We start from the raw sequence: 21,167 nt of genomic DNA on the forward strand, positions 1-21,167 counted from the left end.
ATTGTAGCGAACCGCCCGGCGCGGCGACGTGAGGATTTCCGTGGGGGCGCCGAGCTGGGGGCGCCGAGCCAGGGCGGCTGGCGGGGGCGCCTGGCCGAGGCGCCAGCCTGCAGGTGCGTGGCCCGGACCGGCTTGCCGCGCGTGCGACCTTTCATTCCTCCGTCACGTTTCCTTTCGATACTCTCACGCGCCGCACGTCAGGCCGTCGGCACCCGCGCCGCCATCTCGTTGCGCACCTCTCGATTCATAGAACAGAACACCGAACAGGACAATCGATGCGTCTCCCCCCGCTTTCCCGCCGCCGCGTGACCGGCGCCGCCGCGCTTGCCGCCCTCGCCTTCGCTCTCGCCGGCTGCGGCGGCGACGACGTCACCACTCCGCCGTCGCAGACGCAAGCCCAGGCGCCCGCCGGCACGACCGCCACGCTCGCGCTGCTCGAAACGACCGACCTGCACACCAACGTGCTGTCGTACGACTATTTCAAGCTCGCCGCCGACAACTCGCTCGGCTTCGAGCGCGTGTCGACGCTGATCGCGCAGGCGCGCGCGCAGTACCCGAACACGCTGCTGCTCGACAACGGCGACACGATCCAGGGCACCGCGCTGGCCGACTACCAGGCGCTCGTGAAGCCGATCGGCTGCGACCAGACGCTCGCGATCTACAAGGCGATGAACGCCGCGAAGTTCGACGGCGGCGGGATCGGCAACCACGAGTTCAACTACGGGCTGCCGTACCTGTCGCAGGTGACCGGCAACACGTTCGACGTCGACGGGCTGCCGGCTCCCGCGCAGCAGAAGAAGTGCGCGGGCCCGAACTTCCCGCAGGTGCTCGCGAACGTGATCAGCGCGAAGACCAACGCGCCGCTGTTCACGCCGTACACGATCCTGACGCGCACGGTGACGGCGGTCACGCCCGACGGCAAGACGGTCAGCACGCCGGTGAAGATCGGCATCATCGGCTTCACGCCGCCCGCGATCATGAACTGGGACAAGCGCTGGCTCGACGGCAAGGTTTACACGACCGGCCTGATGGAAGCGGCCGAGAAGTACATTCCGGAGATGCGCGCGAAGGGCGCCGATCTCGTCGTCGCGATCTCGCACGGCGGCCTCGACAATTCCGCGTATTCGCCGACGATGGAGAACGGCAGCTGGTGGCTGTCCAGGGTGCCCGGCATCGACGCGATGCTGATCGGCCATTCGCACCAGGTGTTCCCGGACGCGAACAGCACCGTGCCGCAGTTCAACCTGCCGGGCGTCGACAAGGCGAAGGGCACCGTCAACGGCGTGCCGACCGTGATGGCCAACTACTGGGGCAAGCATCTCGGCGTGATCAAGCTCGGCCTGAAGTTCGACGGCAATACATGGCGCGTCGACAAGTCGCTGACGACCGTCGAGGCGCGGCCGATCCAGAACGCGGACAAGCGCTACGTCGCCGCCGACCCGTCGGTGTCCGCCGCGATCGCCGCCGAGCACCAGGCGACCATCGACTACGTGAAGACGCCGATCGGCTCGACCGACTACCGGATGAACTCGTACTTCGCGGACGTCGGCGATCCGGGCGCGATCCAGATCGTCAACGAGGCGCAGGCCGACTACGTGCGGACCTACGTGCAGGCGAACCTGCCGCAATACGCGTCGCTGCCGGTGCTGTCGGTCAGCGCGCCGTTCAAGAGCGGCTTCGGCGGCGGCAGCGACTACACCGACGTCGCGCCGGGCGCGCTCGCGATCAACAACGCGGCCGACCTGTACCTGTATCCGAACACCGTGTACGCGGTGAAGGTGAGCGGCAGCGACGTGAAGAACTGGCTCGAGACGGCCGCAAAGCGCTTCAACACGATCGACCCGACCAAGGCGACCGTGCAGCCGCTCGTCAGCAGCTTCCCCGGCTACAACTTCGACATGTTCACGTCCGCCGATCTCGCGTACGAGATCGACGTCACGCAGCCGGTCGGCAGCCGGATCAGGAACCTGACGTACAAGGGCGCGCCGATCGACCCGAACGCGCAGTTCATCGTCGCGACCAACAACTACCGCGCAAGCGGCGGCGGCAACTTCCCGGGCCTCGACGGCAGCAAGACGATCTTCGCGTCGCCCGACGCGAACCGCGACGTGCTGATCTCGTTCATCAAGAAGCGCGGCGCGATCACGCGCGCGGCGGACGGCGCGCAGCGCAGCTGGCGCTTCACCAAGCTCGCGAGTTCGTTCGCGCACGTGCAGTTCACGTCAGCGCCGAATCGCCTCGGCGACGCGGCGGCAGCCGGCCTGAACGGCCTCACGCAGGTCGCGGCCGACGACGGCTCGGGCAAGAACCTTGCCGTCTACGAGATCGACCTCACGCAATGACCATGAGACCCGCGATGCAACCGATCCGGACGATGCGGCCGGCCGAGGCCGGCGTCACCGCCGCCGCGCGGCGCCTGCTGCGCGCGAAACTCCCGCCAGCCGCGTTGCTCGCGGCCGCGGCCGTGACCGTCGCGGCCGTCGTCGCGGCGACCGGCTGGCGCGCCGCCGGCCCCGCGCCGAGCGCCGCGCAGCTCGACGAGTGGCAGGCGATGGTCGCGCAGGCCGCCGAGCCGCACGCGCTCGCGCAGTTGCGCACCCTCGCGCGCCGCGGCTCGGGCGACGCGCAGGCGGCGCTCGGCATCGCGCTCCTCGATGCGCGCGAGCCGGGGCTGCGCGACGAGGGGCGCGGCTGGCTGGAAACCGCCGTGGACGGCAAGGCCGACGGGCCGGCCGCGCGGCGCGCACAGCTCGCGCTCGGCAAGGCCCTGCTGCTCGGCAGCGGCGACATCCCGAAGGACTACGCTCGCGCCCGCGCGCTGCTCGGCGAAGCGGCCAGCCAGGGCGATCCGGCCGCGGCGTACTACCTCGGGCTGATCTATCGCAGCGGCTACGGCACCGCAGCCGACCCCGTGCAGGCCGCGCACTGGTTCGAGTTCGCATCGCACGCCGACATCCCGGCCGCGGACTTCATGCTCGCGAACGCGTACCGCGACGGCAGCGGCGTGCCGCGCAACGAAGCACGCGCGCTCGCGCTGTACCGGCGTGCGGCGGAACACGAACTGCCGGAAGCCGTGCAGACGCTCGCGATGGCGTATCGCAACGGCGAGCTGGGGCTCAAGCCTGATGCGGACGCCTTCCACACGCAGTGGATCGAGACCGCGCATGCGTTGAAGCATCCGGTGGTCGCGCCGTAACGGTGCGGTGGCGGGTGGCGGGTGACGCCGCGACAGGCGGCAGGCGGCGGGACGCAGGCGGCCAAACCGCGGCGGCCTGACGCGTATGGCATCCCGCGACCGCTCGCGGGATGCCGCACCCGGCACGCGATGACAGACCGATCCGCGCCGACGAGCGACGCGGCGCCGCCAGGCGCGGCGGCCGAAGCGCCGCTCGACACGCACCTGCGCCCCCTGTCGCTACAATAGGCGCCATGAACGCCCCCACCTCCTCCGACACGCCCGATTCCGGCGACGCGCACATCGCGCGCAACCGGCTCGAGGCGCACCTGGATGCCGCGCCGCGCGCGTGGCCGCTCGACATCGTCGCCGCCACCGGCTCGACCAACGCCGACGTTGCCGCCCGCCTGAAGGCGCTGCCGCGCACCGCGAACGCGTTGCCCGCGCCGCTCGTGCGCGTCGCGTTCGAGCAGACGGCCGGCCGCGGCCGGCAAGGCCGCCCGTGGTTCGCGCAGCCCGGCAACGCGCTGCTGTGCTCGGTCGGCTGCATCGTGCCGCGCCCCGTCGACGCACTCGGCGGCCTCAGCATCGCGATCGGCGTCGCGCTCGCGGAAGGGCTCGCCGCGCTGCCGCTCGATGCCCGCACGCGCGTCGCGCTGAAATGGCCGAACGACCTGCTGCTGACGGCCACGGACAACGGCACGCCGCACATCGTCGGCAAGCTTGCCGGGATCCTGATCGAAACCGTGTGGAGCACCGCCGACGCGACCGCCGTCGTGATCGGCTTCGGCATCAACGTGCGCGGCGCGGAAGCCGTCGCCGCGCAAGTCGACGCGCTGCGCGCGCGCGAAGCGACGCTCGCGAGCGGGCTGCCGCCCGCGGCACTGTCGGCCGCGTGCGCATCCGCCAACCTCACCGATACGCTCGCCGCCGCACTGAACGCGCTCACCCCTGCACTCGCGCGGTTCGGCACCGACGGACTCGCGCCGTTCCTGCCGCGCTGGCATGCGCTGCACGCGTACGCGGGATGTGAAGTCGTACTGCTCGAACAGGGCGTCGAACGCGTGCGCGGCATCGCGACGGGCATCGACGCGACCGGCCAGCTGCTGCTCGATACGCCCGATGGCATGCAGGCGATCGCGGCTGGCGACGTGTCGCTGCGCGAAGCGCAATGAGCGAACCGCATCTGCTGATCGACGCCGGCAACAGCCGGATCAAGTGGGCGCTCGCCGACGTGCGGCGAACGCTCGTCGAGACCGGCGCGTTCGGCCATACGCGCGACGGCGGCGCCGATCCCGACTGGTCTGCCCTGCCGCGCCCTCATGGCGCATGGATCTCGAACGTCGCGGGTGTCGACGTGGCCGCACGGCTCGACGCGCTGCTCGACGCCCGTTGGCCGGGCCTGCCGCGCACGACGATCCGCTCGCGGCCCGCGCAATGCGGCGTGACGAACGGCTACACGACGCCCGAGCAGCTCGGCAGCGATCGCTGGGCCGGCCTGATCGGCGCACGGGCGGCGTTTCCGGGCGAGCATCTGCTGATCGCGACATTCGGCACGGCGACGACGCTCGAAGCGCTGCGCGCGGACGGCCGTTTCACCGGCGGGCTGATCGCGCCGGGCTGGGCGCTGATGATGCGCGCACTCGGCACGCACACCGCGCAGCTGCCGACGCTGACCACCGACATCGCGAGCGGGCTGCTCGCGCTCGCGCAGGTCGAGCCGTTCCAGGTCGATACGCCGCGCTCGCTGTCGGCGGGCTGCCTGTATGCGCAGGCGGGGCTGATCGAGCGCGCATGGCGCGATCTCGGCGATGCGTGGCAGGCGCCCGTGCGGCTCGTGCTGGCGGGCGGGGCGGCGGACGACGTCGCGCGCGCGCTGACGCTGCCGCATACGCGGCACGACGCACTGATCCTGTCCGGGCTGGCGTTGATTGCCGCCGACGCGGCGGCGCAGGATTGACGGAAACCGGCCGGCATCGCGCCGGCCGCGTCGACGGATGCCCGGCTGCGGGCTTCGTCACGGGAAGGATGGAAAACGGGCGCCGCGGCTTGTGCCCACGCAGACAGCCGGCCGCACACGCGGCCCGGCCGTCCGCGAACGGTCGCCGGCTGCCACGACAACGTCCGCCATGCGGCCGGCCCGACTGAACGGCGGAACGACTGAACCACGACGAGGAGTGTCGACGATGCTGCGCTGGCTGATCGCTGTTCTCTTTCTCGCGAACCTGCTCGCGTTCGTGGCAGTGCGCGGCGTGTTCGGGCCGCTGCCGGCGGCCGGCCCGCGCGAGCCGGGCGTGCTGTCGCGGCAGGTGCGGCCCGATGCGCTGCATGCGATGCCGCTCGCGCAGGCGGCCGATCAGCCCGTGATCGGCGCTCCGATCGCCGCGCCGGCCGTCACGGCCGAGCCGCTCGCGGCATCCGCGCCCTGACGGCGCGGCACGCGCATCACGACTGCTGCGCGCGCACCTTCTTCAGCAGCGCGGTGGTCGAGCGGTCGTGCTCGAACGGGATCGCGAGCGCACGACCGCCCCAGCCGCGCACGATGGCCGATTCCGGCAGCACGTCCATGTCGTAGTCGCCCCCCTTCACGAGAATGTCCGGACGGACGGCCTCGATCAGCGATACCGGCGTCTGTTCCTCGAACTTCACGACCCAGTCGACGCTCTCCAGCGCCGCGAGCAGCGCCATCCGGTCGTCCTCGCGGTTGATCGGACGGTCGTCGCCCTTGCCGAGCATGCGCACCGACGCGTCGCTGTTCACGCCAACGATCAGGCACGCGCCGAGCGCCTTCGCATCGGCAAGATACGTGACGTGGCCACGGTGCAGGATGTCAAACACGCCGTTCGTGAACACGACGGGCGAAGGCAGCGAAGCGCGCAGGGCAACCAGGGCGTCGCGGGTGATCAGCTTGCGTTCGAAGGTAGCGGACATGATGGGGATCGGATGACGTGAGCGGCGCGACGGAACACGGCGGCGCCAGATAAAAAGCCCGCCGGGTCGCCGGGCGGGCTTCATGCAGGTTCACTGCGACGATCGCAACCGGCGGAGCGTCACGCCGGCTGCGCTGCCGCGCGGCCTCAGGCCGGTTGCGCGGCCGACGACGGTCCGCTTTCGGACTGCAGGCGGCCGCTGACTTCCTTGCGATAGCGATTCAGCTCCTGTGCGGTCGCGAACGTGCGTTCGAACAGGATCGACAGGTTGTGCAGGATCCGCTCGACGACCTTCTTTTCCCACTCGCCGTCAAAGCGGATCTGCTCGTCGAGCCAGCGCTCGAGCCATTCCGGATCGGGCAGGCGCGACTGCACGGTGTCGCGCGGGAACAGCGCCTGGTTCACGTGCAGGTTGGTCGGGTGCAGCGGCTTCTCGGTGCGGCGCGCCGACGCCATCAGTACGCCGATCTTCGCGAACGCCGCACGCGCGACGTCGCCGCAGTTGTTCAGCGCTTTCTTCATGTAGCGCAGGTAAGCGCCGCCATGACGCGCTTCGTCGCGCGAGATCGTTTCGTAGATCTGCTTGATGACCGGCTCCGTGTGCCAGTCGGCCGCGCAGCGATACCAGTGGTTCAGGCGGATCTCGCCGCAGAAGTGCAGCATCAGCGTCTCGAGCGGCGGCGCGGGATCGAACTGGAAGCGCACCGCGTGCAGCTCTTCCTCGGTCGGCACCATTTCCGGCCGGAAGCGGCGCAGGTATTCCATCAGCACGAGCGAATGCTTCTGCTCTTCGAAGAACCACACGCTCATGAACGCGGAAAAGTCGCTGTCGTGCTGGTTGTCGCGCAGGAACATTTCCGTCGCGGGCAGCGCCGACCATTCTGTGATCGCGTTCATCTTGATCGTCTTCGCCTGCTCGTCGGTGAGCAGCGAAGCGTCGAACTTGTCCCACGGAATGTCCTTCTCCATGTCCCAGCGGACAGCTTCGAGCGACCTGTAAAGTTCCGGATAAAGCATGGTGTTCATGATGGTCCCACCCCTGTTCTGCGCAATGCGACTTCTCTAAACGTGACTGTTGCCGCGTAGGCGCGCGAGCGCGCTTTTTGCAGCCAAGACTCTAATTTTACGCGTGAATCCAGCCCCCGGACGCAGATTCCTCGTCCGGCAGCCGGGCGGCCGCGCCGCCGCCTTGAAGCACGCCGCGGCCCCGCTCCGCTCGAACGGAACCGGCCGCGCGTGCCTGATGTGGGGGCCGGCGCAGGCCGGCTCGGTGGCGAGCCCGCCCGGCGCCGCGCGGTTCCCGGATGGGTCCCGTGCGGCAGCCGGACCGGCGGGCTGCTCGATATGGTGTATACGGCGGCGGCCATGATATCACGCGCGCATGACGGTTCCGAGACGCGGAGCCGGTCGCGCGCCGCCCACGACGGTGCGGCGATCGGTCGCGGGCGGCCGTCGCGAAAACGCAACCAATCTGTAAGCCGCCGCCGTCTCAGGGCTGCTTCGGGCGCGGCGGCCAGCGTCAGACCCGTATTTCGCCGGCCGCGCGGCCGCCATCCGGCGGCGTGCCGGCCGCCGTCGCGCTGCCGCCGTCGGCCCGCGCGATCCAGTCCGCCAGCGTGTCGCGCTGCGCGCGCCCGTCGCGATAGCCGAGTTCGATCAGTTCGCGCGTGAACGCTTCCTCGAACAGCAGGTAGCTCGCGAACGACGCGCCGGCCGGCTGGCTGCCGCCGATCGCGCCGAGCAGCCCGCGCATCGTCGCCGGCATCTGCTTCAGGTGTTTCGCGGCGATCAGCTCGATGCGCTCGGACGGCGCGATCGCGAGCACGTCGACGTGCCGCCAGCCGCTGTCCACTTCGACCTGGTGCGGCAAGTGCTCGATCATCCGGTTGATGTGCTCGATCCGCTCGATGTCCGCGCCGATCGAGTCGAGAAACACGCTCGCGAGCACCTGCTGGCCGATCTGCGCGAGCGTCGGATAACCGCGCGCGCGCCCCGACCCGTTCGCGGCGGGAATCTCGGGGCGCGGATCGGCCGCGCCGATCACGACGATCCGGTCCGCGCCGAAGTGGATCGCCGGCGACAGCGGCGCGACCTGCCGGATCGACCCGTCGCCGAAGTACTCGATCTGCCCGTCGAGCACGAGCGGCACGGCCGGGAACACGAACGGAATGGCCGACGATGCGAGCAGGTGCGACGCCGACAGGTCGACGAGCCGCGCGGTGCGCTGCGCGCGCCGCCAGGCCTGGATCGGTTCGGCGGCCTGGTAGAAGGTCAGGTGCCGGCCGCTCGAATAGCTGAGCGCCGTGATCGAGAGCGCGTGCAGCAGGCGGCTCTCGAGCATCTGCTCGATCCGGTGGAAGCTCAGCTCGCGCTGCAGCAGGTGCGCGAGCGGCGCGTTGTCGAGCAGCCCACGCGGCGAACGGCGCGCCGCCCAGCCGAAGCTCATCGTCGCGAGCCAGCGTGCGCCCGCCGCCGCGATGCCGAGCCAGTCGGTGCGATACACGTAGTCCGCGCGCAGCGGCTCCCAGAATTCGAGCAGACGCCGCACGCCGTGCGAAAAATCGTCCGCGTGGCTCGCGATCGACGTCGCATTGATCGCGCCGGCCGACGAGCCGCATACGACCGAAAACGGCACCGTATGCCGGTACGGATCGGCCTCGCGCGAGATCTCGGCCAGCGCCTTCAGCACGCCGACCTGGTAGGCGGCGCGTGCGCCGCCCCCCATCAGAACGAGCGCGAGCCGCATGATCGACCTGCTATCCGGTTCGCGTCACGTCGAGCGCTTCGGCGGACGCGTTTCGGGCGACGAAGCGGCTGCCGCACGCGCCGCGGCCGAACCGGCCGGCTTCGCACGCTTCGCGGCCGCCTTGCGCGGCGCGGCGGCCGCGGCTGCGGCCGGTGCGGGCTGTTCCGCTCGCGCCGGCGCGGCGGCCTGAGCGGGCGGCGCATCGCCCGGCGCCGCGGACTGCGCGCCCGGCTGCGTCATCGCAAGGCTCGCGAGCTGGTTGAACTGCGCCTGCAGCAGGCCCCACCAGCCGGCCGGGTCGAACGCCTGTTGCGCGGCGTCGCCTGCCGGCGGCGCGTCCGCTGCGGCAGCGGCTGCCGCGGCGTCCGGCGCTTGCCGCACGTCGGCGCGCGGCGCGGCAGCCGCTTGCGCGGCCGCGACCGCGGCTTCCTCGGCGGCCGACATCGAGCTCTGCGCGAACGCGCCGAACGCGCGCAGCGTCGCGAGCGTCGCGCGCTGCACCTCGAGCGCCTGGATCGCGGACTGCAGCATCCCGAGATTGAGCTTGAGCCACTGCTCGACCGCGCGCAGATCGGTGATCCGCTTGTCGAGCTCCTCGACGCTCGTGAGTGGCGCCATCATGTCGGACATGCTCGACAGCGACGGCGGCAGCCCCGACGCAGCGCCGGGAAACGACGCCATCCCGCCGAACGGCGACATCCGCATCATGTCCCACATCCGGTCGAGCATGTCGGCAGGTTTGAAACCGGCAAAGCCGGCGAAAGGATTGGAGCCGGAGGCATCGGTCGTCATACGGGCATCCTGGTTGACTGGGTGAGCGAAGCGGCCGGCGCGGGTCGCGCGGCCGCCTCTGGTTCGATCATAGCGCGCGTCAGAACGGTGCGTCGCCGGGGAAGTCGGGCGGGCGCCGCTCGCGCAGCGAGCGGATGCCTTCCTGCACATCGGGCCCCGAGAAGCCCATGAATTCGAGCGCGAGCGACGTATCGAACGTCGGCCCGGCGCTGCGCAGCCAGTTGTTCAGCGCGTACTTGGTCCAGCGGATCGCCGGCTGCGATCCGTGCGCGAGCCGCTCGGCCACTTCGTACGCCTTCGGCAGCAGGTCGGCCGGCTCGACCGCGAGCGACACGAGGCCGATCCGCTCGGCCTCCTCGCCGCTCACCGGTTCGCACAACAGCAGGTAGTACTTCGCCTTCGCCATCCCGCACAACAGCGGCCATACGATCGCCGCATGATCGCCGGCCGCGACGCCGAGCCGCGTATGGCCGTCGATGATGCGCGCATCCGTCGCGGCGATCGAGATGTCGGCGAGCAGCCCGGCGACGAGCCCCGCGCCGACGGCCGGGCCGTGCATCGCGGACACGATCGGCTTGCTGCAGTTGATCACGTTGTAGACGAGATCGCGCGCCTCGCGCCACACGCGGGCGCGCACGTCGAAATCGTTGGCCATCGCCTCGACGAGCGCGAGATCGCCGCCCGCCGAAAAGCCCCTGCCCTCGCCGCGGATCACCGCGACGCGCGTGTCGGGATCGCGATCGACGTCGCGCCAGATGTCGGCGAGCTCGCGATGCATGCGCTCGTTCGCGGTTGCAAGGCCGCTGCGGTTCGCGCCCTCGCCGCTCATCACGATGTCGAGCACGCCATGATCGCGGCGCGTCACCTTCAGTGCTTCGTAACCGCCGTATGCGGCGAGATCGGACATGCGCAGCTCCCGGGTTCCTGAAATGTTTGAATCGAGTGTAGCCAAGCCCGCGCTGGCAAACATCAGGCGAAACCCGGCGCGCGGGCCGGGACCGGGCTTCGCGCCGGGTTTCGCGGATGCGTCAGGCCGTGCCCTCGGGCGGCGCGACCGACTGCTCGATCGCACCGAAGATCGACTTGCCGGCCGCGTCGAACATCTCGATGCGCACGGTGTCGCCGTAGCGCATGAACTCGGTCTGCGGCGCGCCGTGCTCGATCGTCTCGAGGCAGCGCTTCTCGGCGATGCAGCAGTAGCCGCGCTTCGCATCCTTGTTCGACACGGTGCCCGAGCCGACGATCGCGCCGGCACGCAGGTTGCGCGTCTTCGCCGCATGCGCGATCAACTGGCCGAAGTGGAACACCATGTCGGTGCCCGCGTCGGGCTGGCCGACCTTCCTGCCGTTCCAGTGGACGATCATCGGCCGGTGCACGCGACCTTCGCGCCATTCGTCGCCGAGCTCGTCGAGCGTCACCGCGACCGGTGCGAACGCGGTGGCCGGCTTGCTCTGGAAGAAGCCGAAACCCTTCGCGAGCTCGGCCGGAATCAGGTTGCGCAACGACACGTCGTTCACGAGCGTGACGAGCCGCACGGCCTTCAGCGCGTCGTCGGGCGTTGCGCTCATCGGCACGTCGCCGGTGATCACCGCGACCTCGGCCTCGAAGTCGATGCCCCATTCCTCGGACGGGCACACGATGTCGTCGCGCGCGCCGAGGAAGTCGTCGCTGCCGCCCTGGTACATCAGCGGATCGGTCCAGAACTCCGGCGGCATCTCGGCGCCGCGCGCGCGGCGCACGAGCTCGACGTGATTCACGTACGCGGAGCCGTCGGCCCACTGGAACGCGCGCGGCAGCGGCGCCATGCAGTTCGCCGGATCGAACGCGAACGCGTTGCGCGCGCGGCCGTGGTTCAGCGCGTCGTACAGGTCGCGCAGTTGCGGCGCGTAGAACGCCCAGTCGTCGAGGACGCGCTGCAGCGTCGGCGCGATCGCATCGGCGATCGCCGCGGTGTGCAGGTCGCGCGACACGACGATCAGCTGGCCGTCGCGCGTGCCGTCCTTCAGCGATGCAAGTTTCATGGGGTATCTGCCGTTGTAGTGACGATGGAGGGAATCTATTTTACGATGGTGAATCCGTGCGGCGCGCCACGATCGTGCGTACCGTTTTCGTCCCGACCCTTGCCGCCTTGTCGCGCCCCGTTGCCCATGCCCGCCAGCCCGCTTCCCGACGACGATCTCGCTGATTCCGACACCGACGACACCGGCTCCGGCGAGCACGGCGAAGGCGGCGAGAAGCTGCGCTCCGGCATCCAGTCGATCGAGGTCGGCTTCCGCCTGCTCGACGTGCTGACGAGCGAGCCGCGCGCGATGATGCTGCGCGACCTCGCGCAGCGCGCGGGCATGAGCCCTGCGAAGGCGCACCGCTACCTGGTCAGCTTCTCGCGGCTCGGCGTCGTGTCGCAGGATCCCGTGTCGGGCCGCTACGAACTCGGCGGTTTCGCGCTGCAGATGGGGCTCGCGCGGCTCGCGCGCGTCGACGGCGTGAAGCTCGCGCGGATCGCGCTGACCGAGTTGCGCGACCGCCTCGACCAGACGGTCGGCATCGCGGTGTGGGGCAACCAGGGCCCGACGCTCGTGCACTGGATGGAATCGAGCCATCCGGCGAAGGCGTCGCTGAAGCTCGGCGACGTGATGCCGCTGCTCGGCTCCGCGACGGGCCTGCTGTTCGCCGCGTACCTGCCGCGCAGCAAGACCGCGGCGATGCTCGAACGCGAGCTCGCCGATACGCGCCGCTCGCCGCATCACGGCGGCCCGCGCACGCTCGACGAGGTCGATGCGGTGCTCGCCGACGTGCGCGCGCATCAGGCCGCGCGCGTCGAGGGGATGCTGCTGCCGACGATTCACGCGTTCTGCATGCCGGTGTTCGATGCGGTCGGCGAACTCGCGCTCGCGATCGTCGCGCTCGGCCAGGAAGGCATGTTCGACATCGCGTGGGGCGGCGAGATGGACACCGCGCTGCGTGCCTGCGCGCAGAAACTGTCTTACGAACTCGGCTATAGTCCGGACGCGCGCGACGCCTGACACGCAAGGCCCGCGATACCCCGTGCGACACCCGTGCAGAACCCGCGCGATGCACCGCGAACGCGCGGCGCAACCGGTGGTCCGATGGTTGTGACGTGCGTTGCGCACGACCCGCCACGACCGCCTCCAACCCTGTTCCGTTTCGCCGATGCCGCCTGCCGACACCCGTTCTCGTCACGCCCTGCCCCGCCATTGGCGGCGCGCGGGCGTCGCGCTCGTCGTCGTGCTGGTACTGCACGCGCTCGCGGCGTTGTGGCTGACGCGCAACCGCGAATCGTTCAAGCCGCCCCCGCCCGCCGAGATACCGGTGCAGATCGAGCTGCTGAAGCCGCAGCCGATCGAGCGCCAGCCCGCGCCGAAACCGGCCGAGCATCCGGCCGAGCCCGCGCCGGCGAAGCCGGCCCCAGCCGCACCGAAGCCAGCCCCAAAGCCCGCACCGAAGCCCGCGCCGTCGCCCGAGCCCGTCCTCACGTCGACGCAGACGGCCGAGCACGGCGAGCCGCCGCCGGCCGCGGCCTCGGCCGCGAGCGGCACGGCAGACGCATCGGGCGCGCACGCGGCATCGGCCGGCGGCGCCAGCGGTGCCGCGACGCCGGGCCCCGCGACGAGCGGCGTGAAGTTCGCGGCGCCGCCGTCCGGCGACCTGCAGTACGACACGTTCTACAACGGGATGCAGAACATGATCGGCACGATCCACTGGCGCACCGACGGACGCACCTACGACCTGTCGGTGTCGATGCCCGTGCCGTTCGTCGGCCCGTTCACGTACCGCAGCGAAGGCCGCATCGATGCATTCGGCGTCGCGCCCGACCGGTATGTGGAAAAGCGCGGCAAGCGCCCCGAGGACATCGCGATCTTCAACCGCGAGATCCGCCAGATCGTCTTCACGCGCACGCCGAACAATGCGCTGCTGCCCGACGGCGTACAGGATCGCTTCAGCATGCTGATGCAGTTGTCGGGGCTCTTGCGCGGCAATCCGTCCGCATACAAGCCGGGCGTCACGCAACAGTTCTTCGTGATCGACAACAACAGCGGCGAGACCTGGCCGATCACGGTGATCGGCGACGAGGACGTGCAAACGCAGGCCGGCATCGTCCGCGCACGCCATTTCATGCGGCTGCCGCGTCGCGACGGCGACACGCGCCGCATCGACATGTGGCTCGCGCCGTCGCTCGGCTGGCTGCCCGCGCGGCTCGTGCAGACGGAACCGAGCGGCGCGCAGATCGAGCTGCTGTGGCACGGCCGGCTCGCTCCGCCGAACGCACCGGCCGACGGCGCGACCGAAGGCGAAGGCGCAACCAACACGCCCGCCAGCGCGCCAGCTGCCGTCGCACCGGCCGCCGAGTCGGCACAACCGGCACAACCTGCACAACCGGCCGACGTGCAACCGTCCGTGCCCGCGGCTGCACCGCCGGCATCGTCGCCGTCCGCGCCGTGACGATCGGCAAATCGGCAATTTCGACCGATTAAAGCTTCTGCCAAAATGGCCGATGACACTCTTTAACAACTATTTTTAACAACTATTTCGGTACACCGGATCACAATAAGAAACGTTTGATAGACATCGGCTTCTAACCCGATACACCCCACGCAAACGGGAGAACGGGGTGTGCAGCGCAAGCCCCTTGAAACCGGCAAGGCCTGCCCCACCTACGGGACAACAAGGCCAGATGCCACTGCGAAGAGGAGTGCCGCCATGCAAATGATCTACAACAGCCCCAACTACTGCGTCGTCGAATTTGCGCCGCAGGCCGGCCACCATCTGATGAATGCCGGCGGATACGAAATCGTCGACAAGAACGCGCAGCGCGAGATCTTCATCGATGGCGAGCTCGCCGAGCGATTCCGTGCGCACGTGAAACAGCTGATCGAGGATGAACCGTCGCTCGACGAGGTGGATGAATTCCTCGGACAGTTCGACAGCCTGATGATGATGCCCGTCGTCCTGCACTGACGACGCCCGGCCCGGCGCATCGCCGGGCCATTCGCCGCGCGCTGGCGCGGCCCCGCGAGCACTCCGATCCAAGCCCCCGTCCGGTTCGCCGGGCGGGGGTTTTCGTTTGGTGCGGCCCGTGCACGGCCGGGCGCGCCTTCGTGGTGCGGACAACGCTCGCCCGCCCGCCTCGCGCCGGCACCGCTGCCCGCCCCGCGCGAGGCCGGGCGGCGCACCGGCGCACCGGCTACAATGGCGGTTTTCCCGTCTTCGCCGGTCTTCCGCCATGTCTGCGACTCCTCTCGCCGCTCCCGCCCCGCTCGACGCGTCCTACACGCGCGGCGCCGAACTGCCCGCGCTGCTGAAATCGCGCATCCTGATCCTCGATGGCGCGATGGGCACGATGATCCAGCGCTACAAGCTCGACGAGGCCGCGTATCGCGGCGAGCGCTTCAAGGACTTCCCGCGCGACATCAAGGGCAACAACGAGCTGCTGTCGCTCACGCAGCCGCAGATCATCAGCGAAATCCACGACCAGTACTTCGCGGCCGGCGCGGACATCGTCGAAACCAACACGTTCGGCGCGACGACGGTCGCGCAGGCCGACTACGGGATGGAAGACCTCGTCGTCGAGATGAACGTCGAATCGGCGCGGCTCGCGCGCGAATCGGCCGCCCGCTACGCGACGCCTGACAAACCGCGCTTCGTCGCGGGCGCGATCGGGCCGACGCCGAAGACGGCGAGCATCTCGCCGGACGTCAACGACCCGGGCGCGCGCAACGTCACGTTCGACGAGCTGCGCGACGCGTATTACCAGCAGGCGAAGGCGTTGCTCGACGGCGGCGTCGACCTGTTCCTCGTCGAGACGATCTTCGACACGCTGAACGCGAAGGCCGCGCTCTTCGCGCTCGACGAGCTGTTCGAGGACACCGGCGAGCGCCTGCCGATCATGATCTCGGGCACCGTGACCGACGCCTCGGGCCGCATCCTGTCGGGCCAGACGGTCGAGGCGTTCTGGAATTCGCTGCGCCACGCGAAGCCGCTCACGTTCGGCCTGAACTGCGCGCTCGGCGCGGCGCTGATGCGCCCGTACATCGCCGAGCTCGCGAAGCTGTGCGACACCTACGTGTCGTGCTACCCGAACGCGGGCCTGCCGAACCCGATGAGCGACACCGGTTTCGACGAGACGCCGGACGTCACGTCGGGCCTCTTGAAGGAATTCGCGCAAGCCGGGCTCGTGAACCTCGCGGGCGGCTGCTGCGGCACGACGCCCGAGCACATCGCCGAGATCGCGAAGGCGCTCGCCGACGTGAAACCGCGCCGCTGGCCGAGCCAGTACAGCGACGCCGCCTGACCGACCGCCCCAACGCCCGCCCTACCTCACACGAATTCGCACCGCCATGACCGATCACATGATGCGCCTTGCCGGCCTCGAGCCGTTCAACGTCACGTCCGGGACGCTCTTCATCAACGTCGGTGAACGCACCAACGTCACCGGCTCGAAGGCGTTCGCGCGGATGATCCTCAACGGCCAGTTCGACGAGGCGCTCGCCGTCGCGCGCCAGCAGGTCGAGAACGGCGCGCAGGTGATCGACATCAACATGGACGAGGCGATGCTCGATTCGAAGGCGGCGATGGTGCGCTTCCTGAACCTGATCGCCTCCGAGCCTGACATCGCGCGCGTGCCGATCATGATCGACTCGTCGAAGTGGGACGTGATCGAGGCCGGCCTCAAGTGCGTGCAGGGCAAGGCGATCGTGAACTCGATCTCGCTGAAGGAAGGCGAGGAAGCGTTCCGCCACCACGCGAACCTGATCCGCCGCTACGGCGCGGCCGCGGTCGTGATGGCGTTCGACGAGACGGGCCAGGCCGATACCTACGCGCGCAAGACCGAGATCTGCAAGCGCTCGTACGACTTCCTCGTGAACGAAGTCGGCTTCCCGCCGGAAGACATCATCTTCGACCCGAACATCTTCGCGGTCGCGACCGGCATCGAGGAGCACAACAACTACGCGGTCGACTTCATCGAGGCGACCCGCTGGATCAAGCAGAACCTGCCGTACGCGAAGGTGAGCGGCGGCGTGTCGAACGTATCGTTCTCGTTCCGCGGCAACGACCCGGTGCGCGAGGCGATCCACACCGTGTTCCTGTACCACGCGATCCAGGCGGGGATGGATATGGGCATCGTGAACGCGGGCCAGCTCGGCGTGTACGCCGACCTCGACGCGGAGCTGCGCGAGCGCGTCGAGGACGTGATCCTGAACCGCCGCGACGATTCCACCGACCGGCTCCTCGAAATCGCCGACAAGTTCAAGGCGGGTGGCGCGAAGAAGGAAGAGAACCTCGAGTGGCGCAACCAGCCGGTCGAGAAGCGGCTCTCGCACGCGCTCGTGCACGGCATCACGAACTTCATCGTCGAGGATACGGAAGAGGTGCGCGCGAAGATCGCCGCGGCCGGCGGCCGCCCGATCAACGTGATCGAAGGCCCGCTGATGGACGGGATGAACATCGTCGGCGACCTGTTCGGCCAGGGCAAGATGTTCCTGCCGCAGGTCGTGAAGTCGGCGCGCGTGATGAAGCAGGCGGTCGCGCACCTGATCCCGTTCATCGAGGAAGAAAAGCGCCTGCTCGCGGAAGCGGGCGGCGACGTGCGCGCGAAGGGCAAGATCGTCATCGCGACCGTGAAGGGCGACGTGCACGACATCGGCAAGAACATCGTGTCGGTCGTGCTCCAGTGCAACAACTTCGAAGTGGTCAACATGGGCGTGATGGTCCCGTGCAACGAGATCCTCGCGAAGGCGAAGGTCGAGGGCGCGGACATCATCGGGCTGTCGGGCCTCATTACGCCGAGCCTCGAGGAAATGGCGTACGTCGCGTCCGAAATGCAGCGCGACGACTACTTCCGCGTGAAGAAGATCCCGCTCCTGATCGGCGGCGCGACGACCTCGCGCGTGCACACGGCCGTGAAGATCGCACCGCACTACGAAGGCCCGGTCGTCTACGTGCCGGACGCATCGCGCTCGGTGTCGGTCGCATCGAACCTGCTGTCTGACGAAGGCGCGGCGAAGTACCTCGACGAGCTGAAGTCCGATTACGAACGGATCCGCGACCAGCACGCGAACCGCAAGGCGCAGCCGATGGTCACGCTCGCCGAGGCGCGTGCGAACAAGACGAAGGTCGACTGGGCGAGCTACCAGCCCGTGAAGCCGAAGTTCATCGGCCGCCGCGTGTTCAAGAACTACGACCTGAACGAGCTCGCGAACTACATCGACTGGGGCCCGTTCTTCCAGACCTGGGATCTCGCGGGTCCGTACCCGGCGATCCTGAACGACGAGATCGTCGGCGAATCGGCGCGGCGCGTGTTCTCCGACGCGAAGTCGATGCTCGCGCGCCTGATCCAGGGCCGCTGGCTGACCGCGAACGGCGTGATTTCGCTGCTGCCGGCGAACACGGTCAACGACGACGACATCGAGATCTACACCGACGACTCTCGCTCGGAAGTGCTGCTCACGTGGCGCAATCTGCGCCAGCAGAGCGTGCGCCCGGTGGTCGACGGCGTGATGCGCCCGAACCGCTCGCTCGCCGACTTCATCGCACCAAAGGAATCGGGCATCGCCGACTACATCGGGATGTTCGCGGTCACGGCCGGCTTGGGCGTCGACGTGAAGGAAAAACAGTTCGAAGCCGACCACGACGACTACAGCGCGATCATGCTGAAGGCGCTCGCGGACCGCTTCGCGGAAGCGTTCGCCGAAGCGATGCACGCGCGCGTGCGGCGCGAGCTGTGGGGCTACGCGAGCGGCGAGACGCTCGACAACGATGCGCTGATCGCGGAAAAGTACGCGGGCATCCGCCCGGCGCCCGGCTACCCGGCCTGCCCCGACCACCTGGTGAAGCGCGACATGTTCGATGCGCTGCACGCGGACGAGATCGGGATGAGCGTAACCGATTCGCTGGCGATGCTGCCGGCCGCGAGCGTGTCGGGCTTCTATCTCGCGCATCCGGACAGCCGGTATTTCTCGGTCGGCAAAATCGGGCAGGATCAGCTCGAGGACTATGCGCAGCGGATGGCGCTGTCGCTCGACGACGCGCGCCGCGCGCTCGCACCGCAACTCTGATCCCGGAGCTGCGGCCTGCCGCCTTTTTGATCAGACAAAATAAAAAAGCCCGCATCGAGCGGGCTTTTTCGTTTGCCTTTGCAAGCTTGCGATCTGCGTCGGCCGGGCAACGAAGCTCAGAACCCCCAGTGCACGTCGGCCTCGCCGGCCTTCGCTTCGCGCAGCATCGTGAGGAAGGGTGCGACGCGCTGCGCCAGGCTCGGCGGCACTTCGTGGTGCGCGTGTTCGGCGTCATCCTCGTGGAAATGGCCGGCGTGCTCGGCACGCTCCTGCTTCGCCTGCGCGACGGCGCCTTCCAGCTTCGCGATCGCGTGGTCCAGTTCGTCGTGCGTAATGACACCGCGCTCGCCCAGCTGCTTGCCGACGAGGCCCAGCACGTATACGGCGAAATCCTTCAGCACGTCGAGATCCTGTGCCGCCTTGCTCTTGAACGTAATCATGACAATTCCCTTTTCATCTTGTTGTGCCTGCGCGGCGCGGTTGGGGGACGCCGGCAGACCGGCGTCCGGCCTCGCGGACGCGGGGCGCCTGAGCGGCATATTAGCACCTGTTAAAATTCTGCGATCCCTGAAACGCGCGCTTAAAAAGCGCGCCGGCCGGCCGGCGTTTCCGGCCGCCACCAACGAAGCCTTCTACCAGCATGCTGCCAGCACACAAACAGACCCTCGAAGCCCTGCTCGCGGATAGCGTCACGCAGGTCGCACACGCGCTGAAAGGCGCCGACGCAGCGTTCGTCGCCCCGGCCATCACGCTGGAGCGCCCGAAGGTCGCCGCGCACGGCGACGTCGCGTGCAACGTCGCGATGCAGCTCGCCAAGCCGCTCGGCGCGAACCCGCGCCAGCTCGCCGAGAAGATCGTCGCCGCCCTCACGGCCCAGCCGGCCGCGCAAGGCCTCGTTGACGCGGCCGAAATCGCCGGCCCCGGCTTCATCAACCTGCGCCTGACGGCCGCCGCGAAGCAGGCGGTGATCGCCGCCGTGTTCGACCAGGGCCGCGCGTTCGGCACGTCGGATCGCGAAAAGGGCAAGCAGGTGCTGCTCGAATTCGTGTCGGCCAACCCGACCGGCCCGCTGCACGTCGGCCACGGCCGCCAGGCGGCGCTCGGCGACGTGCTCGCGAACGTGATCGCGAGCCAGGGCTACGCGGTGCATCGCGAGTTCTACTACAACGACGCGGGCGTGCAGATCGGCAACCTCGCGATCTCGACGCAGGCGCGCGCGCGCGGCCTGAAGCCGGGCGACGCGGGCTGGCCGGAAGCCGCATACAACGGCGAATACATCGCCGACATCGCACGCGACTACCTGAACCGCGAAACGGTGGCGGCCAAGGACGGCGAGCCGGTCACCGGCGCGGGCGACATCGAGGATCTCGATGCGATCCGCAAGTTCGCGGTCGCGTACCTGCGTCACGAGCAGGACATGGACCTGCAGGCGTTCGGCGTGAAATTCGACCAGTACTACCTCGAGTCGTCGCTGTACAGCGAAGGCCGGGTCGAGAAGACTGTCGACGCGCTGATCAAGGCCGGCATGACCTACGAGCAGGACGGCGCGCTGTGGCTGCGCACGACCGACGAAGGCGACGACAAGGATCGCGTGATGCGCAAGTCGGACGGCACGTACACGTACTTCGTGCCGGACGTCGCGTATCACGTGACGAAATGGGAGCGCGGCTTCACGCAGGTGATCAACATCCAGGGCTCGGACCACCACGGCACGATCGCGCGCGTGCGCGCGGGCCTGCAGGGCCTGCACATCGGCATCCCGAAGGGCTATCCCGACTACGTGCTGCACAAGATGGTCACCGTGATGCGCGACGGCCAGGAAGTGAAGCTGTCGAAGCGCGCAGGCAGCTACGTGACGGTGCGCGACCTGATCGAATGGTCGGGCGGCGCGGTGCCGGGCCAGGAAGCGGCCCCCGACCTGATCGACGAGGCGACCATCACGCGCGGCCGCGACGCGGTCCGGTTCTTCCTGATCTCCCGCAAGGCCGACACCGAATTCGTGTTCGACATCGACCTCGCGCTGAAACAGAACGACGAGAACCCGGTCTATTACGTACAGTACGCGCATGCACGGATCTGCTCGGTGCTCAACGAACTGAAGTCGCGCTACAACGTCGAGGCCGCGCAGCTGCCGGGTGCCGACCTGTCGCAGCTCACGAGCCCGCAGGCCGTGTCGCTGATGCAGAAGCTCGCCGAGTATCCGGACATGCTCACGCACGCGGCGAACGAACTCGCGCCGCACGCGGTTGCGTTCTACCTGCGCGATCTCGCTGGTGAATTCCACTCGTTCTACAATGCGGAGCGCGTGCTGGTCGACGACGAAGCGCCGCGCAATGCGCGCGCCGCGCTCCTCGCCGCGACCCGGCAGGTGCTCGAGAATGGTCTGGCGGTGCTCGGGGTGTCCGCGCCCGCCAAGATGTAAGCGGCCCGGACCGGGCAACGAATGGCCG

18 protein-coding genes are annotated in these 21,167 nt (G+C 69.0%); 11 read left to right on the top strand and 7 right to left on the bottom strand.

Annotation, left to right across the window (positions count from 1 at the left end):
• Window positions 1-275 precede the first annotated feature (275 nt).
• From DIE15_RS21355 to DIE15_RS21375, 5 genes are all read left to right on the top strand, one after another.
• The gene (locus DIE15_RS21355; protein WP_124834276.1) at window positions 276-2,342 is read left to right on the top strand and encodes a bifunctional 2',3'-cyclic-nucleotide 2'-phosphodiesterase/3'-nucleotidase; all 2,067 of its coding nucleotides are present in this window, start codon (window positions 276-278) and stop codon (window positions 2,340-2,342) included.
• 14 nt (window positions 2,343-2,356) lie between these two features.
• Window positions 2,357-3,196, top strand: a complete 840-nt coding sequence (locus DIE15_RS21360; RefSeq protein ID WP_124834277.1) for a tetratricopeptide repeat protein — start codon at window positions 2,357-2,359, stop codon at window positions 3,194-3,196.
• 233 nt (window positions 3,197-3,429) lie between these two features.
• On the top strand, window positions 3,430-4,350 hold the full coding sequence (locus DIE15_RS21365; RefSeq protein ID WP_124834278.1) for a biotin--[acetyl-CoA-carboxylase] ligase: 921 nt from the start codon (window positions 3,430-3,432) through the stop codon (window positions 4,348-4,350).
• The gene (locus tag DIE15_RS21370) at window positions 4,347-5,135 is read left to right on the top strand and encodes a type III pantothenate kinase (protein ID WP_124834279.1); all 789 of its coding nucleotides are present in this window, start codon (window positions 4,347-4,349) and stop codon (window positions 5,133-5,135) included. Before DIE15_RS21365 ends, DIE15_RS21370 begins: the two co-directional genes overlap by 4 nt.
• Before the next feature lie 226 nt (window positions 5,136-5,361).
• Window positions 5,362-5,604 carry a hypothetical protein gene (locus DIE15_RS21375; protein ID WP_057928561.1) on the top strand — a complete coding sequence of 81 codons (243 nt, stop codon included), beginning with the start codon at window positions 5,362-5,364 and terminating at the stop codon, window positions 5,602-5,604.
• Between the two features lie 16 nt (window positions 5,605-5,620).
• Here the strand turns inward: DIE15_RS21375 and rfaE2 are convergent, their stop codons facing one another.
• The 6 genes from rfaE2 to DIE15_RS21410 all read right to left on the bottom strand — a co-directional run bounded on the left by rfaE2 (window position 5,621) and on the right by DIE15_RS21410 (window position 11,664).
• Window positions 5,621-6,106, bottom strand: coding sequence for a D-glycero-beta-D-manno-heptose 1-phosphate adenylyltransferase (gene rfaE2 / locus DIE15_RS21380; protein ID WP_057928562.1), 486 nt, complete (start codon window positions 6,104-6,106; stop codon window positions 5,621-5,623).
• 146 nt (window positions 6,107-6,252) lie between these two features.
• Window positions 6,253-7,131, bottom strand: coding sequence for a diiron oxygenase (locus DIE15_RS21385; protein WP_124834280.1), 879 nt, complete (start codon window positions 7,129-7,131; stop codon window positions 6,253-6,255).
• A gap of 493 nt (window positions 7,132-7,624) precedes the next feature.
• Window positions 7,625-8,851, bottom strand: coding sequence for a patatin-like phospholipase family protein (locus tag DIE15_RS21395; RefSeq protein WP_057928563.1), 1,227 nt, complete (start codon window positions 8,849-8,851; stop codon window positions 7,625-7,627).
• 24 nt (window positions 8,852-8,875) lie between these two features.
• Window positions 8,876-9,643, bottom strand: a complete 768-nt coding sequence (locus DIE15_RS21400; RefSeq protein WP_124834281.1) for a PhaM family polyhydroxyalkanoate granule multifunctional regulatory protein — start codon at window positions 9,641-9,643, stop codon at window positions 8,876-8,878.
• Window positions 9,644-9,722: 79 nt separating this feature from the next.
• Window positions 9,723-10,550, bottom strand: coding sequence for an enoyl-CoA hydratase/isomerase family protein (locus DIE15_RS21405; RefSeq protein WP_124834282.1), 828 nt, complete (start codon window positions 10,548-10,550; stop codon window positions 9,723-9,725).
• 121 nt (window positions 10,551-10,671) lie between these two features.
• Window positions 10,672-11,664, bottom strand: coding sequence for a fumarylacetoacetate hydrolase family protein (locus DIE15_RS21410; protein WP_124834283.1), 993 nt, complete (start codon window positions 11,662-11,664; stop codon window positions 10,672-10,674).
• Between the two features lie 126 nt (window positions 11,665-11,790).
• Here DIE15_RS21410 and DIE15_RS21415 point away from each other — a divergent pair, with 126 nt between their 5' ends.
• From DIE15_RS21415 to metH, 5 genes are all read left to right on the top strand, one after another.
• Entirely contained in the window at window positions 11,791-12,666 is an 876-nt protein-coding gene (locus DIE15_RS21415) for an IclR family transcriptional regulator (RefSeq protein WP_057928567.1), read from the top strand.
• 148 nt (window positions 12,667-12,814) lie between these two features.
• On the top strand, window positions 12,815-14,104 hold the full coding sequence (locus DIE15_RS21420) for a DUF3108 domain-containing protein (protein WP_124834285.1): 1,290 nt from the start codon (window positions 12,815-12,817) through the stop codon (window positions 14,102-14,104).
• Between the two features lie 258 nt (window positions 14,105-14,362).
• Entirely contained in the window at window positions 14,363-14,620 is a 258-nt protein-coding gene (locus DIE15_RS21430) for a DUF3567 domain-containing protein (RefSeq protein WP_006477667.1), read from the top strand.
• A 265-nt stretch (window positions 14,621-14,885) separates the two neighbouring features.
• Window positions 14,886-15,953 carry a homocysteine S-methyltransferase family protein gene (locus DIE15_RS21435; protein ID WP_057928569.1) on the top strand — a complete coding sequence of 356 codons (1,068 nt, stop codon included), beginning with the start codon at window positions 14,886-14,888 and terminating at the stop codon, window positions 15,951-15,953.
• A 46-nt stretch (window positions 15,954-15,999) separates the two neighbouring features.
• Complete coding sequence (metH, locus tag DIE15_RS21440; RefSeq protein WP_185734523.1) at window positions 16,000-18,717, top strand: methionine synthase; 2,718 nt, start codon at window positions 16,000-16,002, stop codon at window positions 18,715-18,717.
• Window positions 18,718-18,833: 116 nt separating this feature from the next.
• On the opposite strand, the gene DIE15_RS21445 is transcribed toward metH, so the two are convergent.
• Entirely contained in the window at window positions 18,834-19,157 is a 324-nt protein-coding gene (locus DIE15_RS21445) for a DUF1840 domain-containing protein (protein WP_057928571.1), read from the bottom strand.
• 200 nt (window positions 19,158-19,357) lie between these two features.
• Between DIE15_RS21445 and argS the strand changes: the two genes are divergently transcribed.
• The gene (argS, locus tag DIE15_RS21450; RefSeq protein WP_057928572.1) at window positions 19,358-21,139 is read left to right on the top strand and encodes an arginine--tRNA ligase; all 1,782 of its coding nucleotides are present in this window, start codon (window positions 19,358-19,360) and stop codon (window positions 21,137-21,139) included.
• The last annotated feature ends 28 nt before the right edge of the window (window positions 21,140-21,167 follow it).

It is taken from the genome of Burkholderia sp. Bp9031 (assembly GCF_003857965.1).
Classification (GTDB): Bacteria; Pseudomonadota; Gammaproteobacteria; order Burkholderiales; family Burkholderiaceae; genus Burkholderia; species Burkholderia ambifaria_A.